1 protein-coding gene and 1 pseudogene are annotated in these 1,405 nt (G+C 75.9%); one reads left to right on the top strand and one right to left on the bottom strand.

What is annotated here, in order from left to right; translation table 11 throughout:
• A pseudogene (locus tag HUW36_RS32870) lies at positions 1-333 on the bottom strand (hypothetical protein); the annotation flags it as partial.
• 154 nt (positions 334-487) lie between these two features.
• Here HUW36_RS32870 and HUW36_RS32865 point away from each other — a divergent pair.
• Positions 488-1,255, top strand: coding sequence for a maleylpyruvate isomerase family mycothiol-dependent enzyme (locus HUW36_RS32865; RefSeq protein WP_174531586.1), 768 nt, complete (start codon positions 488-490; stop codon positions 1,253-1,255).
• The last annotated feature ends 150 nt before the right edge of the window (positions 1,256-1,405 follow it).

Genomic DNA, 1,405 nt, shown 5'->3' with positions numbered 1-1,405 from the left:
GCCGTCGTCGGTCCCGCGCCGGGCCGGGTCGTCCCCGCCGACACCGGTCGTGTCGTCGGCGCCCCGCCGGTCGGGGTTGTCCTCGCCGACGGCGCCCGGAACGGTGGTGGCGTCGTCGTCCACCCCCTGCCGGTCGGGCTTGTCCTCATCGGAGGCACCCGACCCGGCGATGTCGTCGGCCCCCTGCCGGGCCGGGTCGTCCTCGACCGTCACGGCCGCCGGGGCGGTCGGCCGACCCGAACGGTCGGCCGCCGTCACGCCGAGCGCCGCGCCGGTCACCGCCAGCACCGCCACGCCGCCGGCCGCCGCCAGTACCAGGGAAGTTCGTCGCATGTCCCCACCTCTCCTCGATTCCTGGGGTCGAGACTGCGCCCCGGACGGTCGCCGTCGCGCTAGCCGAGTGACAAGGCCGGGTTAAGGCGGGAAGACCGGGCCGGCGTGGGAAAAAGTGGTTGCCCGGCGAACGGTAAGGGAGATGAATGGGCAGGTGATCGAGACTCTGGAGTTCCCCGCACTGCTGCGGCTGATCGACGAGCGGTCGGCGGCCCTCCGCGCCGCGGTGGCTGCCGCCCCCGACCTCGACCTGCCGGTGCCGACGTGTCCGGACTGGACCCTGTTCGACCTGGCGCGGCACCTGGGCGAGGGGCGTCGCTCGTGGGCCGCGACCGTCGCCGCCGGACCCGACGCCCCGGGTCGGATCACCCCGGAGGGCCCGGCCGCGCCACGGGATCGCGCGACCCTCGTCGCCTGGATGGCCGACTCGACGCGGCACCTCCTGGACGCGCTGCGGGACGCCGGCCCGGACCGGGGTTGCTGGACGTGGTGGGGCACGTCGCAGTCACCGCGGACCTGCGGCGCCGTCGCCCGGCACCAGCTCCAGGAGATCGCCGTGCACACCTACGACGCCCAGCTCACCGTGGGCGTGCCCCGACCGCTGCCGGACGAGGTGGCACTCGACGGCGTCGAGGAGTTCCTGTCCACCTGCTGCACCACGACGGCCGGCTGGCCGCACGGGCCCGCCACGGTCGACTACCACGCCACCGAGGGCCGTTCCTGGCGACAGCAGCTCTCCGCCGACGGCGTACGGGCCGACCGCCTGCCCGGACCCACCGACGCGGGCGCGGCCGACGCCTCCGTCCGGGGTACGGCCAGCGAGCTGGTCCTGTCCTTCTACGGCCGGATACCGCTGGACTCCCTCCATGTCGAGGGCGACCGCGCCCTCTTCGACAGGCTCGCCGAGTGGGAGCCGGAGTAGGCGGTGTCAGCGCGGCGCGACGACGCCGAGCGTGAGCACCACCCGGGCCCCGCCGTCGGGCCCGGCCGACAGGTCCAGACGACCGCCGCCGGCCCGGGCGGCCCGCTCCGCGATGTCCAGCCCGAGCCCGGTCGACCCGGCCCCGCTGGC

The organism is Micromonospora maritima (genome assembly GCF_902825405.1).
Classification (GTDB): domain Bacteria; phylum Actinomycetota; class Actinomycetes; order Mycobacteriales; family Micromonosporaceae; genus Micromonospora; species Micromonospora maritima.
This window is presented reverse-complemented; position numbering and strand designations above follow the sequence as displayed.